Below are 13,818 nucleotides of genomic sequence, written 5' to 3' on the forward strand. Positions count from 1 at the left end.
AAAGTGATCGTCCTCGTGCTGGTGCTGGGGTTCGTCGTCTACGCGGCCAAGAAGCCGCAGAGCGCGGCGCAGACCGTCCAGGACGCGGTCAGCGTGAGCACCAACGCCCTGCTGACCTTCGGCGACGGGGTCGGCACGTTCCTGGAGAACCTCCAGGGCTGAGCCGCGCGGTCACGGCGCGGCGGCGGGCAGCTGGGGAGCGGAAGGCTGGGGAGCGGGAGGCTGCTCCACCGGCACGTAGTCGTGCCGCATGCCGTGATCGCCCAGCCAGCGCCGCAGCCCGGCGACGGCCGCCGGGTTCGCCGCGACCTGCGCCGCGTACTCCGCCAGCGCCACCTCCTCGCCGTCGTCGAACAGCAGCCGCGCCGGCCCCGACCACGACAGCGTCCAGCGGGCCTGGCCGAGCTGGATGAGCACCGCCTCCAGCGCCTGCCCCAGCACCCCGGCCAGCAGCGTCTCCGACGGGTTCCAGCCCAGCTCCAGCAGCCGCGCCTCCAGCTCGGCCTGCCGCCCCCGCGCGATGGCCTCGAAGGCCGCGTCCAGGTACGGCTGCGCGGCCCCCATGACCCGCTGCCCGGCGACCGCCAGGTCGTGCAGGGCCTCGGCGTTGCGGCCGGCGTACATGCCCTGCGCCACCAGCTCCTCCCACGGCACCGGCCGCAGCGCGGTCAGCGCCTCGGGCGTCCACATGGAGTTCTCGACCGCCTGCACCGCTACGTTCGGGTCGGCCAGCAGGGCGAGCGCCGGGCGCGGGTCGGGGACGTGCTGCGGCTCCGGCAGGCGCTCGATGGCGGCCAGCCGCTCGGCGAGGCCCGGGTGCGAGTCGTACGGCGAGACCTCCTCCGGCTCGGCCCCCAGCCTGGCGAGCTGCGCTTGCCGCTCCGGGTCGCCCATCATGCGCTGGAAGCCGTCGAACACGGTCGCCGGCCGCGCCCCGCCCGCGCCGGTCAGCGACAGGTACGCGTTGACGTACAGGTCCCAGCCCAGCGCGGTCGCGTGGATCTTGGTGAGCGCGCCCGCCATGGCCTGCCGCCCGCTGATCGACACCGCGAACTCGTCGGCCTCCAGCTCCTGCCGGCGCGAGACGGCCTGGGAGATCCGCAGGTACAGCTTGGCGTACCAGGTGAACACCTTCTGGATGAACGGATGGTTGCCGAGGCCCTGGACGGTGGCGATGAGCGAGACGCGGCCCCGGTAGACCGGCGCGCCCAGCCGCGTGTGCGCGCCGCTGTAGTGGCCGAGCTCGTGGCCGAGCACCGCGCGCAGCTCGTCCACCGTGAGCTGCTGCAGCAGCGGCAGGCCGATGAACATGCGCCGCCGCGTCGCCCGCAGCCCCAGCCAGCGGGTGTCCTCCGACACCGCGGCGTTGACCTCGGCGACCAGCCGGATCTCGTCCGGCGGCGCGGTGCGCACCCGCCGGGCCAGGTCCTCGACCGTCTGCCAGAGCACGGGCTCGTGCTCGCGGCCGACGGCCACGCCCGGCTGCTCGCCGCCCTGGCGGCGGCTCACCATGAACAGGGCCCGCACCAGCGCGCCCGCGGCCAGGGTGAGCACGATCGCCAGCTTGAGCGCGCCGGCGTGGAAGTCGACGAGGAGCAGGACGTCGAGGAACACCGCGGCCGCCAGGACGAGGCCGACCAGGACGTAGAAGCCGGCGAGCAAGAAGAAGGCCAGCACCGCTCGGAACGCTGTGGTCATGGGGAAGGACTCCCGGGGAAGGGGTTCTCGCGAGGCTCGACACTAGCGGAGACATGAAACTGGATAAAATCGCTGAACCAATGCCGTACTACGACGAGCACGACCAGGAGCGTTGGGTTCCGGAACCTCCCGGCAATCCGGAACGATCCGCGTTCGAACGCGACCGCGCCCGCGTTTTGCACAGCGCCGCACTCCGCAGGCTCGCCGCCAAGACCCAGGTGGTCGGCCCCGGCGAGCACCTCGGCGGCGGCCAGCACATCCCCCGCACCCGGCTCACGCACTCGCTGGAGTGCGCCCAGGTCGGCCGCGAGATGGGCGCCTCCCTCGGCGTCGACCCCGACCTGGTGGAGACCGCCTGCCTGGCCCACGACCTCGGCCACCCGCCGTTCGGGCACAACGGCGAGCTGGCGCTCAACCGGCTCGCCGCCCCCTGCGGCGGCTTCGAGGGCAACGCCCAGAGCCTGCGCCTGCTCACCCGTCTGGAGGCCAAGGTGCTCGCCGAGGACGGCCGCAGCGCCGGGCTCAACCTCACCAGGGCCGCGCTCGACGCCTCCGTCAAGTACCCGTGGACCTGCGACAAGGGCGCCAAGTTCGGCGTGTACGACGACGACCTGCCGGTCTTCAAGTGGATCAGGGAGGGCGCCCCCGAGGGCCGGGTCAGCTTCGAGGCGCAGATCATGGACTGGGCCGACGACGTCGCCTACTCCGTCCACGACCTGGAGGACGCGCTGCACTCCGGCCACGTCACCCCCGAGGCGCTGCGGTCGCCCGCCGAGCGCAGGCTCGTGTGCGAGACCACCCGCACCTGGTACACCCCCGGCGCCGACCTGAACGAGCTGGAGGAGGTCTTCGCCCGGCTCATCGCCGACCCGCTCTGGCCGCGCCGCTTCACCGGCTCCCTGCCCGACCTGGCCGGCCTCAAGGCGCTCACCAGCGGCCTCATCGGCCGGTTCTGCCGCTCGGCCCAGGCCGCCACCGCGCAGGCCGTCACGGCCTCCTCCGGGGCCGGGCGGGAGCACCAGGCGCGCCACCGCGCCGACCTGGTCGTCCCGCACGCCACCCGGCTGGAGTGCGCGCTGCTGAAGGGCGTCACCGCCCACTACGTGATGACCACCGAGGACCACCACGCCAACCAGGCCCGCCAGCGCGACCTCATCACCGAGCTGGCCTCGCTGATCACGCTCGGCGCGCCCGGCACGCTGGAGCCCGCCTTCCGGCCCGCGTTCCTGGAGGCGGCCGACGACGCGGCCCGCGTCCGGGTGGTCATCGACCAGATCGCCTCGCTCACCGACACCTCGGCGGTCGCCTGGCACCGGCGCCTCACCAGGTGAGGCCGCCCGGCGCCGCGGGGGCCGCCACCTGAGCCAAGTCGCTTTTCCGATCCCCGCCCCGGGCGGATACTGCGCGCATGGCCACATATGTGATCGTCGGCGGCGGGCTGGCCGGGGCCAAGGCCGCGCAGACACTGCGCGAAGAGGGCTTCGACGGCGAGATCGTGTTGTTCGGCGCGGAGCACGAACGGCCCTACGAACGGCCGCCCCTGTCCAAGGACTACCTGACGGGCAGGAGCGAGCGCGAGGCCGTCTACGTGCACGCCCCCGGCTGGTACGCCGAGCACGGCGTGGACCTCCGCCTCGGCATGCGGGTGACCCGCGTCGAGCCCGAGCACCACGTGGTCCGGCTCGGCAACGGCTCGCGCCAGCCCTACGACAAGCTTCTGCTCGCCACCGGCGCCGCCCCCCGCCGCCTGCCCGGCCCCGCCGCCTACCTGCGCACCCTGGACGACTGCGAGGCCATCAGGCGGCGCCTGGCGGAGGTGGGGAGCGTCCTGGTGATCGGCGCCTCCTGGATCGGCCTGGAGACGGCCGCCGCGGCCCGCGCCGCCGGCTGCGCGGTGACCGTCGTCGAGCCCGAGCCCACCGCGCTCAACCGGGTGCTCGGCCCCGAGATGGGCGGCCTGTTCGCCCGCCTGCACGCCCGCAACGGGGTGGACCTGCGCTTCGGCATCGCCGCCGCCGAGGTGACCGACACCGGCGTGCGCCTCAGCTCGGGCGAGCGGCTCACTGCCGACCTCGTCGTGGCCGGCATCGGCGCGGTGCCGGAGGCCGAGCTGGCCCGCGAGGCCGGGCTGGAGGTCGGCCTCGGCGTGCGCACCGACGCGAGCCTCCGCACCTCGCACCCCGACGTGTACGCCGCCGGCGACGTGGCCGAGTCCTACCACCCCCTGTACGGCCGCCACCTGCGCCTCGAACACTGGGCCAACGCCCTGCACGGCGGCCCCGCCGCCGCCCGCGCCATGCTCGGCCACGAGGTCGTCCACGACCTCGTCCCCTACTGCTACACCGACCAGTACGACCTCGGCATGGAGTTCTCCGGCGACATCGAGGGCTACGACGAGATCGTCTACCGCGGCGACGTGGACGCCCTGGAGTTCGTCGCCTACTGGCTGCGCGACGGCAGGGTCGTCGCCGGCATGAACGTCAACGTGTGGGACGTCGCGGACGGCATCCAGGAGCTCATCCGCTCCCGCGCCCCCGTCGACCCTAAGGAACTGTCGTCGGGTTGAGCGTGTTCTTGTCCGGGATCTCCACCTTGGCGGTCTTGCGCGGCGTGGGCCGGGGCGTCTTGCTCGGCGTCGGCGTCGGCTGCCGCGCGGCGCCGCACTGCACGGCGCACGGCGGCGTCTCGCCCAGCTTGGCCCGCAGCTTCAGCGTCTCCTCGCGCGGCGACAGCGTGCGGTTGCCCTTCGCCCACGCGTCGAGGTAGTCCCACGGCTCCACCATGCCGCGCCGCACCCACCAGTAGGCCGGCCCGGTCTTCCAGGAGATCGCGAAGTACAGGTTGGGGCCGGCGTCGCGGGCGTTGCCCGTGCGGCCCACCCGCCCGAGCACGTGACCCGCCTTCACCCGCAGGCCCGGCTTGACGTCGGCGGCCACCGAGTCGAGGTGGCCGCCCAGGTAGCGCACGCCGTCGTCGCCGACGATCGTGACGAACCGGCCCTCCCGGGCCGAGCCCTCGTCCGTGGACGGGCTCCACCTGTTCTGGACGTTGACCTCGTCCACGACGCCGTCGACCGGCGCCACGAACGCGCACCCCTGCCCGGCCCAGATCGTCGTCTTGGGCAGCACCAGCAGCTTGCGCTGGTAGCTGGTCTTACACCCCTTCACCGGGAAGGTGTAGGTGTACTTCGACAGCTTCGGCGGCGGCACCAGGACCGGCTCCTCGCCCTGCGGCGGCTGCTCGGCGGCGGCCTGGTGCTGGACCGACGGCGTGGGGCCTGGGGCGGTGGAGGCGGCCGTCGCGGTGGCCGGGCCCGAGGGCGCGCCGGAGGGCGGCGCGGTGGAGGGCGACCCGGCGCTGACGCCCGCCAGCCCCGTCGCCTGGGAGCAGGCGCCCGTCAGCAGCCCGGTCACCAGCACGGCGCCCGCGACGGCCGCCCATCGTCCGAGATGCCCCGATCGCATGATCTCCACCCGTGTCACCGTTTCCACGAACAACCTTTACCTTTGTAGCCGACCGGGGACCCCCGCCGAGCCGCTTTGCGGTGATCGCCCCGCCGGGGTGAGCCCATTCTGTCGGCAGGTGCGGGGAACGTCTCCGGGGCGGCATAGACTCACCGGCGTGGCTGGCCGGATCCGTGACGTCGACATCGCCCTCGTGCGCGAACGCTCTCCCATCGCCGAGGTCATCGGCGAGCACATCCAGTTGCGCAACGCCGGTGGCGGCAACCTGAAGGGCCTGTGCCCCTTCCACGACGAGAAGAGCCCGTCCTTCAACGTCACGCCCGAGCGCGGCATGTACTTCTGCTTCGGCTGCGGGGAGGGCGGCGACGTCATCACGTTCGTCGAGAAGATCGAGCACCTGTCGTTCAGCGAGTCGGTCGAGCGGCTGGCGCAGCGGGCCGGCGTCCAGCTCCAGTACGAGCAGGGCGGCTACGTCCCGCGGCGCGACCACGGCGAGCGGGCCCGGCTGATCGAGGCGCACCGGGCGGCGGCGGAGTTCTACGCGGGCAAGCTGTTCGCGCCCGACGCGGCGGCCGGGCGGCGGTTCCTGTCGGAGCGGGGGTTCGAGCGGGCCGACGCCGAGGCGTTCGGGGTGGGTTACGCGCCCAACGAATGGGAGGCGCTGACCCGTCACCTGCTGGGCCGCGGGTTCTCGGCGGAGGAGCTGGTCAAGGGCGGGCTGGCCAAGGAGGGGCGGCGGGGGCCGATCGACCGGTTCCGGGGGCGGCTGATCTGGCCGATCAGGGACGCGACGGGCGATGTGATCGGTTTCGGCGCACGGAAGTTGCTTGATTCCGATGACGGGCCGAAATATCTGAATACGCCTGACACGCCGCTTTACAAGAAGAGCCAGGTGCTTTATGGCATCGACCTCGCCAAACGGGAGATCTCCAAGCGCTCGCAGGCGGTGATCGTCGAGGGCTACACCGACGTGATGGCCTGCCATCTGGCGGGGGTGCCGACGGCGGTGGCCACCTGCGGCACGTCCTTCGGCGAGGAGCACATCAAGATCCTGCGGCGCTTCCTGCTCGACCAGGCCGAGTTCAGGGGCGAGGTGATCTTCACCTTCGACGGCGACGCCGCCGGGCAGAAGGCGGCGCTGCGGGCCTTCGCCGACGAGCAGAAGTTCGTGACGCAGACCTACGTCGCGATCCAGCCCGACGGGCTCGACCCGTGCGACCTGCGGGTCAAGCAGGGCGACGCGGCGGTGCGCGACCTCGTCGCCAGCCGTGAGCCGCTGTTCCAGTTCGCGATCAGGAGCACGATCTCCCGCTTCGACCTGCGCAGCAACGAGGGCAAGATCGCGGCTCTCGACGCCGCCGCGCCGATCGTGGCCGGCATCAAGGACGCCGGGCTGCGCAAGCGGTACGCGATCGACCTCGACCGGTGGCTCGGCTTCATGGACGAGCGGTTCGTCATGGAGCGCATCTCGGCGGTCGCCGGGGCGCAGCAGGGCCGCCCGCAGCGGGCCCCGCGGGCGGCGCCGGTCGATCCGGGCGTGCGGGTGGAGGCCGAGCTGCTCAAGCTGGCCGTGCAGCGTCCCGCGCTGCTCGGGCCGCGGTTCGACGCGCTCGACGCGCAGGCGTTCACCGCGGCCGACCACGTGGCGCTGCACCAGGTCGTGACGGCCGCGGGCGGGGTGGCGGCGGCCGGTCACGGCGGCCGCGAGTGGGTCGACCGGCTGCTGGAGCACGCCCACGAGGAGGGCCTGCGGGCGCTGGTGACCCGGTTCGCGGTGGAGCCGATCCAGGCCGACGCGCACGCCGAGGAGCGCTACGCGGCCGCGATGCTGGCCGCCCTGGAGGCCATCGCGGTCGACCGGGCCATCGCGCAGGTCAAGTCGCGCATCCAGCGGCTCAACCCGGTGGAGGAGCAGCAGGAGTACAACCGGCTCTTCGGCGAGCTGGTGGCGCTGGAGCAGCAGCGCCGGGTGCTGCGCGACCGGGCCGCCGGAAGCTGATCTCCCGGGTCCGGTCGATAACGGTTCGGCCGCGACTTCAAGCGTCAAACCCGGGTGGTTGACCAGGGAACTTGGCGCGTTCCACGATGGGACAAAGCAGGAGGACAACGGGCCTCGGGCAGCGAAAGAGTTGCGTCCGGCCGCGCGGTCCCGCCGGGCGCGAGAATGATGATCGCGTAATTGACTTTACCTTTCCTGATCAAACTGCGGCTAAACCTTATTCCGATCTCAATTCGGTAAGGGCCGGAGCCTTACCTTCGGTGACAAAAATGGGTCTGCCATTTGATGGAACCAATACTGCAGACTGTCTCCCGTGGGTGCATCGGTGCTGCCAAGTGGACCGCCATCGGTAGATCTTCAAGTGGCGGACCTCGTCGCGAAGGGAAGGGAGCGCGGGAGCGTAACCGTCGATGACGTCGCAGCCGCGCTTGACCGATCCGAGCTGCCGTCCGACGCGCTGGAGCGCGTCGTGCGGATGCTCGCCGAGAACGGCGTGGAGGTCCTCGAGCCCCAGGGCGACGAGGAATCCACCCGCGCCGATGAGGAAGACGTAGGCAAGCGGGCGCCGACCAGCGATCTGGTCCGTATCTACCTCCGGGAGATCGGCCGGGTGCCGCTGCTGACCGCCGAGGAGGAGGTGGAGCTCGCCAAGTCGATCGAGGCCGGCCTGTTCGCCGAGGACAAGCTGGCCAACGGGGTCTCGCGTCTGGCCTTCCCTGAGTTCAGGGAGCTCGTCTGGCAGGGGACGCGGGCCAAACAGCGGCTCATCGAAGCCAACCTCAGGCTCGTGGTGTCGATCGCCAAACGGTACGTCGGCCGCGGCATGCTGTTCCTGGACCTGATCCAGGAGGGCAACCTCGGCCTCATCCGGGCCGTCGAGAAGTTCGACTACACCAAGGGCTACAAGTTCTCCACCTACGCGACCTGGTGGATCCGTCAGGCGATCACCCGGGCGATCGCCGACCAGGCGCGGACGATCCGCATCCCGGTCCACATGGTGGAGACCATCAACAAGCTCGTCCGGGTCCAGCGCCAGCTCCACCAGGACCTCGGCAGGGAGCCCATCCCCGAGGAGATCGCCAAGGAGATGGACCTCCCCGTCGACCGCGTGGTGGAGATCCAGCGCATCGCCCAGGAGCCCGTGTCGCTGCAGTCGCCGATCGGCGAGGAGGACTCCGACCTCGGTGACTTCATCGAGGACGCCGACGCCGTCGTGCCCATGGAGGCCGCGGCCTTCATCATGCTGCAGGACCAGCTCGACGACATCCTGGCGACGCTGTCGGACCGCGAGCAGCGCATCATCCAGCTCCGCTTCGGCCTGGCCGACGGGCACCCGCGCACGCTGGAGGAGGTGGGCAGGGAGTTCGGGGTCACGCGGGAGCGCATCCGCCAGATCGAGTCGAAGACCCTCGCCAAGCTCCGCCACCCGACGCGGGCGCAGATGTTGCGCGACTACCTCGACTGAGGGCGTCCCAGACGCCCTGAGGACGGACGCACGGCCGTGAGCGGGCCGGGGCGCGGGTTCGCCGCCCCGGCCCGCTCGGCGTTCAGGAGCAGCCCTCGAACTGCGGGACCGCGATCGTGGTCAGGTTCAGCCCCGATGTGCCGAACCACTTGTGCAGCAGCTTCGCCGCCGTCCCGTCCTGGTACATGTCGGTGATCGCCCGGTTGACCTCCTCGCACCCCGGCACGTCGTCCTTGCGCAGCCCGACCCCGGTGCGCTGCTCGTTGAACTGGGCGTTGGCCAGCCGCAGCCCCGAGCCGTCCTGCTTGGCCAGGCCCGCCAGGATGACGTCGTTGGTGGTGACCGCGTCCACCTGCCGGCTCTTCAGCGCGCCGAGGCACGCCTTGTAGTCGGCGAACGGCACGAGCTGCGCCGCCACCTTGCGCTCGTCGGTCACCCGCTGGGCCGCGTTCGAGCCCTTGACCGCGCAGATGCGGTGCCCCTTGAGGTCGCGCACGTTCTTGAACGTCTCGTCCGGCCGCATCAGGATGTCCTGGTAGGAGATGTGGTACGGCCCCGCGAACAACACCTTGGCCTTGCGGTCCTGGTCGATCGTGTACGTCGCCAGCACCATGTCGGCCCGCCCGTCGAGCAGCACCTTCTCCCGGTCGGCCGCCAGCACCGGCATGAAGGTCCACCTCTTGCCGAGCTTGCGCGCGATGTAGCTCGCGACGTCCACGTCGAAGCCCTCGAACGTCCCGTCCGGCTTGCGGAAGCCGACCGAGGGCAGGTCCGGCCGGACCGCGATGACGAGGTCGTCCTTGTCGGCGATCGACTCCGCGCCGCCGCTCGCGCAGCCTCCGGCCGCCAGCGCGGCCACCAGGGCCGCCGTCACCGCCAGCACCCGCTTCACCGGTACTCCTTGAGTCGTGGCCACACGCCGGCGAGCACCAGCAGGCCGATCCCGCCGATGCCGAACGGCAGCAGCCGCCACAGGTTGTCGAGGACGTTCTCGCCGCGCCCGATGGCCCGCTCGAAGGCGTCCTCGTGCTGGCCGGCGAGGGCCACCACCGACCGGTCGTAGGCGTCGAACGCCTGCGTCGCCGCCGTCAGCCGCTCGGCCACCGCCTCGTTGGCGCGGCCGCTCAGCGCGAGCGAGCGGAAGGCGGTGTCGGCGGCCTGGAAACGCTGGTAGGCGTGGATGACGTCCTGGCCGCGCGGCCCGATCAGCTCCGGCCCCAGCAGGCCGAGGATCCGCTGGTCGCCCTGGGCCACCTTCGCCTGGTAGGTCTCCAGGTTGCCGGCCGCGACGTAGAAGACCGTCTGCGACTTGTCCAGGAACGTGTGCTCGTAGGTGTCGGCGCGCTCCTTGTCCAGCAGGTAGCGGCTCTGGTCGCCCTGCATGCTGTTGCTGACCGCGCGCGTCCTGGCCAGCGTCAGCACCGAGTCGAACCCGGTCTTCTTGGCCTCCCGCAGCGCGTCCTGGTCCTGCCCCAGCACGCTCACCCCGAACACCAGCGCCACCGCCGTCGTCACGGTGGCCACCAGCAGCGCCGGGCCGAACACCCGGCGGAAGCGCCGGGCCAGGAAGACCTGCAGCCACAGCAGGCAGCCCAGCGCGAGCAGCCCGGCCACCGCCACGGCGGCCCGCAGCAGCGGCAGCATGAGCGTCTTGTCGTCGTAGGTGCGGCGCACGATGGTGCCGTTCTCCAGCGTCAGGTTGTACGCCTGCGGCAACAGCACCAGCCGCATCAGATCGGTGGCCTGCCGGTAGGTCGCCACGACCTCAGCCGGCGGCGGGCCCGGCGCGTGCCTGGCCCGCTCGTCGAGCAGCAGCGCCTGGCCGGCCAGCCGCTCGTAGCGGCCGAGGCCGTCCAGCACCGACTGCACGGTCCGCCGCTCGGCCGGGTCGTCGCCGGAGAGCTGGAACGCCTTCAGCAGCGCCTGGTTGGCCTCCGAGCGGCGGCGCTCGTACTGGGCGAGGGCGTCGCGGCGCTGGGCGGGGTAGCCGTCGCCCATCACCAGCGCGTTGGCGACCTGGGCGTCCATGTCGCTGAGCGCCAGGTAGAGCCCGGCGGTCGCGACGACCTGCGGCCCGGCGTCGCGGCCGATGACCCGCAGCCCGTCGCGGGCGGTGGCGCTGCCCACCGCCAGCGCCGTGAACAGCAGCGCCAGCGCGGCGACGGTGACGCCGGTGATCACCCGGATCCGGCCGGGCACGGTGCGCCGCCTCCGGGGCGGCGCCGCCGCGGGCGGGGCCTGGACCATGGTCACGGCGTTCCCTCCCTGATCGTGATGACGGTCCACGCGCCCACGTGGATGCGGTCGCCGGGGCCGATCCTGATCGGCACGTTGACCTTGAGCGGCTTGCCGTTGACCTGGGTGCCGTTGGCGGAGCCCGGGTCCACCAGCGTCCACGTGCCGTCCGGCTGGGCCAGCAGCACGGCGTGCAGCCGCGAGACGCCCGGGTCCTCCGGCGGGCCGGTCAGGTCGATCTCGGGCGTCACGTTGCCGGCCCGGTTGCGCCGGCCGATCCGCACCTGCTCGCCGTGCAGCGGGAAGGAGCGCTCCGGGCAGTACGGCGGGAACGCGACGGCGTCGGCGTCCGGCCCGCCCTCGGCGATCACCTTCTCGTAGTAGGCGCGGTCGGCGGCCGTCACCGCCTCCCAGCGGGCCCCGGTGACGGGCGGCGGGAGGACCGCGCCGGCGCCGCTGTAGTCGTGGCCGCACACCTCGCAGAACTGCCCGGCGCGCGGCGTCCGGCAGACGGGGCAGCTCTCCACGGACCCGTCAGGTGCGGGCCCGGCGGTCTCCGGGGCGGGAGCGGCGGCGCCAGAGGGGACGCCAGAGGGGGCAGCGGCGGCGGCGGGGGCGGGAGCGCCCATCTGGGCGCCGCACACGTCGCAGTAGTCGTCGGCGCCCGACGCGTGCCCCTGCGGGCAGGTCGCCATCAGTTTCCTTCCTTGCGCAGCCTGCTGGTGCGCACAGAGCCGGTGTCGAGCTCGATCTCGTCGGCCTTGTCCACGTGCCTCCGCAGCCGGGCGGTGCCGGTGGCCGGGTCCACCTCGACCACCTTCTCCAGCAGCCGGGCGGTGTCCTCGCGGCCCGACTCGACGGCGAGCTCGCGGGCCTTGGCCAGGCGGGCGGTCGCGAGGTCCACGTCGCCGGCGGCGCGGGCGCTCAGCCCGTCCTGGATCAGGTCGTGCAGCTCGGCCTGGCCGGTGTAGTGGGCGACCTTGCGGTTGATGCGGGTGGACTGCGCCAGGTCGTCGGTCCACTGGGCGAGCACGTTGCCGCTGGCCAGGACGTCCCCGGTGTCGGGCCGGACCAGCTTGACCCAGCCGGCCCTGATCTCCTGGCCGATCTGCCCGGGCGGCACCTCCACGCACACGTGGTACTCGCGTTCCTCCGCGCCCCACGAGCCGGTCGGGTAGTCGCCGGTCAGCGGGTTGACGTCGGCGCGCTTGCCGGTCAGGTCCATCAGCACGGGCGAGACCTGCTTGACGAACTTCAGCCGGGCCGTCTGCGGCACCCACACCCGCAGCGCCAGCTCGGCCACGGTCTTGCCCATCGACGTCTGCGTGAGCCGGCGGAAGTACTCCGGCAGGTCGCCCTGGTCGCGGACGAAGTCGAACGTGCCGAGCATCGCCTCGGCCACCTTGCGCAGCTCGGCCGGCACCCAGTCGTCGCCGACGCCGAGGCAGTCCACCACGAACCGGCCGCTCCAGGCCGACAGCACCGAGGCGAACACCTCGGCGCGCTCGTTGTTCTGGCCGTCGGTCATCAGCAGCGCGTGCCGGATCGCCGACGGGTGCGCGGTCAGCAGGTGCCCGGCCAGCTTCAGCCACTCGCCGATCGCGGTGCCGCCGTGCGCCAGCAGCCGCTCGACGGCCCGCATCGCCTCCGCCCGGGTGGCGGGGGTGGCCTTCACCAGGTGCGGGTTGCCGCCCGGGTACACCATCCTGGCCTGCTCGGTGCCGGCGATCACCGCGAAGTGCACGCCGTCGCGCAGCGTCTGCACGGCGGTCGCGGCGGCCTGGCGGGCCTCGCGGATCTTGCTGCCGCTCATCGAGCCGGACGTGTCCACGATGATCACTTCGGCGGCCTCCGCCGGTGCGGACGCCTGCGCCGCCACGCCACCGGAGGAGCCGACCGTGAGGATGGCGTGCACCTCGCGGCCGTCCAGCGGCAGGTACTTGTTCTGGTCGATGGTCAGCGTGAAGGTGGGCTGGTCACTCACGTGCGTCTCCTAGGGGGATCAAGGCGATCGTGATGTTGTCCTGGCCGCCGGAGTCCAGCGCGTGCCGCAGCAGCTCGCGGGCCAGCTCCAGCGGTTCCCCCGTCTGCTCGGGGCCTCCGGGACCGGGAAGGGTGCAGCCGTCCAGGTAGCGCCACAGGCCGTCGCTGCACAGCAGCAGCAGGCCGGGCGCGGCCGGGGCGAAGTCGCGCACGTGCAGCGGCACATCCTCGGCGTCCGCGCCGAGCCAGGCGGTGATCTCGCCGGTCTCGATCGCGTCGTCCGTGGTCAGCAGCTCGGGGACGATCGGGGTTGCCGCGGTAGGTGGGGGCGCGGGCAGCCAGTACGCCCGCGTGTCGCCCGCCCAGGCGAGGCTCGCCCGGCCGTCCCTGACGACGGCCGCGAGGTAGGTGCAGGCGGGCGCGTCGTGCACGGACGTCGCGAGCTTCGACACCGCGCGCCCGGCCAGCTCGAACGCCTCCTCGTGCGGCAGCCCCCTGATGAGGGCCGCGCCCGCCGCCTCGACGGCCACTGACGACGCCTCGTCGGCCCGGGGTGAGCTGCCGACGCCGTCGCAGACCACGCCCACCACGGTCCGGCCGAGGGACAGCAGCGCGACGGCGTCCTCGTTCCTGCTGCGCCGCAGGCCCTTGTCGGTGACGGCCGCGGCGGGGCCGTCGTCCAGCACGGTCTCGGCGTGGTCGCGGCCGGTGGGCTGGCGCAGGCCGCAGCGCTCGCAGTAGCCCTCGGCGTCCACGGCGGCGGCCCCGCAGGACGCGCACGTGGGCGCGCCCAGCGTGTGGCCGCACTTCTCGCAGTAGAGGTACCCCTCGTAGACGGCGGTCCCGCACACGGGACACACCCCCGCGTCGGCGTCCGCCGGCCCGGCCGGTCCCACAGCGTCCGCCTGCCGAGCCGCAGCGTCCGCCTGCCGAGCTGCGCTCGGAGTGCTGTGCTGGATGTCCTCGCCCCGCTG

General features: G+C 72.6%; 12 protein-coding genes. 5 read left to right on the forward strand and 7 right to left on the reverse strand.

Features of this window, described 5'->3' with window-relative positions; translation table 11 throughout:
- Window positions 1-3: 3 nt before the first annotated feature.
- Entirely contained in the window at window positions 4-162 is a 159-nt protein-coding gene (locus tag MF672_RS40445) for a hypothetical protein (RefSeq protein ID WP_242380551.1), read from the forward strand.
- Between the two features lie 9 nt (window positions 163-171).
- On the opposite strand, the gene MF672_RS40450 is transcribed toward MF672_RS40445, so the two are convergent.
- Window positions 172-1,698: a M48 family metallopeptidase gene (locus MF672_RS40450; RefSeq protein ID WP_242380553.1), complete on the reverse strand. Its 1,527-nt coding sequence runs from the start codon at window positions 1,696-1,698 to the stop codon at window positions 172-174.
- Between the two features lie 80 nt (window positions 1,699-1,778).
- Here MF672_RS40450 and MF672_RS40455 point away from each other — a divergent pair, with 80 nt between their 5' ends.
- Window positions 1,779-3,029, forward strand: coding sequence for a deoxyguanosinetriphosphate triphosphohydrolase (locus tag MF672_RS40455; RefSeq protein ID WP_242380555.1), 1,251 nt, complete (start codon window positions 1,779-1,781; stop codon window positions 3,027-3,029).
- Between the two features lie 77 nt (window positions 3,030-3,106).
- The gene (locus MF672_RS40460; RefSeq protein ID WP_242380557.1) at window positions 3,107-4,264 is read left to right on the forward strand and encodes an NAD(P)/FAD-dependent oxidoreductase; all 1,158 of its coding nucleotides are present in this window, start codon (window positions 3,107-3,109) and stop codon (window positions 4,262-4,264) included.
- Here the strand turns inward: MF672_RS40460 and MF672_RS40465 are convergent.
- On the reverse strand, window positions 4,242-5,162 hold the full coding sequence (locus tag MF672_RS40465) for a M23 family metallopeptidase (protein WP_247815771.1): 921 nt from the start codon (window positions 5,160-5,162) through the stop codon (window positions 4,242-4,244). The two genes, MF672_RS40460 and MF672_RS40465, sit on opposite strands and share 23 nt — an antisense overlap.
- A gap of 157 nt (window positions 5,163-5,319) precedes the next feature.
- On the opposite strand from MF672_RS40465, the gene dnaG reads away from it, so the two are divergent.
- The gene (gene dnaG, locus MF672_RS40470; RefSeq protein WP_242380561.1) at window positions 5,320-7,161 is read left to right on the forward strand and encodes a DNA primase; all 1,842 of its coding nucleotides are present in this window, start codon (window positions 5,320-5,322) and stop codon (window positions 7,159-7,161) included.
- 361 nt (window positions 7,162-7,522) lie between these two features.
- Window positions 7,523-8,626: an RNA polymerase sigma factor RpoD gene (gene rpoD, locus MF672_RS40475; protein ID WP_241563834.1), complete on the forward strand. Its 1,104-nt coding sequence runs from the start codon at window positions 7,523-7,525 to the stop codon at window positions 8,624-8,626.
- Window positions 8,627-8,708: 82 nt separating this feature from the next.
- On the opposite strand, the gene MF672_RS40480 is transcribed toward rpoD, so the two are convergent.
- Genes MF672_RS40480 through MF672_RS40500 form a run of 5 tightly spaced genes read right to left on the reverse strand, consistent with a single transcriptional unit; the run spans window position 8,709 to window position 13,695 of the window.
- Window positions 8,709-9,518: a transporter substrate-binding domain-containing protein gene (locus MF672_RS40480; RefSeq protein WP_242380565.1), complete on the reverse strand. Its 810-nt coding sequence runs from the start codon at window positions 9,516-9,518 to the stop codon at window positions 8,709-8,711.
- Entirely contained in the window at window positions 9,515-10,873 is a 1,359-nt protein-coding gene (locus MF672_RS40485) for a GlnX family signal transduction membrane protein (RefSeq protein WP_242380608.1), read from the reverse strand. Before MF672_RS40485 ends, MF672_RS40480 begins: the two co-directional genes overlap by 4 nt.
- 2 nt (window positions 10,874-10,875) lie before the next feature.
- Entirely contained in the window at window positions 10,876-11,556 is a 681-nt protein-coding gene (locus MF672_RS40490) for an FHA domain-containing protein (protein WP_242380567.1), read from the reverse strand.
- A complete protein-coding gene (locus tag MF672_RS40495; RefSeq protein WP_242380569.1) occupies window positions 11,556-12,845 on the reverse strand; it encodes a vWA domain-containing protein in 1,290 nt (429 codons plus the stop codon). The genes MF672_RS40490 and MF672_RS40495 overlap by 1 nt, the downstream gene beginning before the upstream one ends.
- Window positions 12,838-13,695: a PP2C family protein-serine/threonine phosphatase gene (locus tag MF672_RS40500; protein ID WP_242380572.1), complete on the reverse strand. Its 858-nt coding sequence runs from the start codon at window positions 13,693-13,695 to the stop codon at window positions 12,838-12,840. Before MF672_RS40500 ends, MF672_RS40495 begins: the two co-directional genes overlap by 8 nt.
- Window positions 13,696-13,818: the final 123 nt, after the last annotated feature.

The organism is Actinomadura luzonensis (assembly GCF_022664455.2).
Classification (GTDB): Bacteria; Actinomycetota; Actinomycetes; order Streptosporangiales; family Streptosporangiaceae; genus Nonomuraea; species Nonomuraea luzonensis.

Coding starts and splice junctions, on each gene's coding strand:
- MF672_RS40450 (WP_242380553.1), bottom strand. CDS start 1,698: ATGACCACAGCGTTCCGAGCGGTGCTGGCCTTCTTCTTGCTCGCCGGC.
- MF672_RS40460 (WP_242380557.1), top strand. CDS start 3,107: ATGGCCACATATGTGATCGTCGGCGGCGGGCTGGCCGGGGCCAAGGCC.
- MF672_RS40485 (WP_242380608.1), bottom strand. CDS start 10,873: ATGGTCCAGGCCCCGCCCGCGGCGGCGCCGCCCCGGAGGCGGCGCACC.
- MF672_RS40465 (WP_247815771.1), bottom strand. CDS start 5,162: ATGCGATCGGGGCATCTCGGACGATGGGCGGCCGTCGCGGGCGCCGTG.
- MF672_RS40490 (WP_242380567.1), bottom strand. CDS start 11,556: ATGGCGACCTGCCCGCAGGGGCACGCGTCGGGCGCCGACGACTACTGC.
- MF672_RS40455 (WP_242380555.1), top strand. CDS start 1,779: ATGCCGTACTACGACGAGCACGACCAGGAGCGTTGGGTTCCGGAACCT.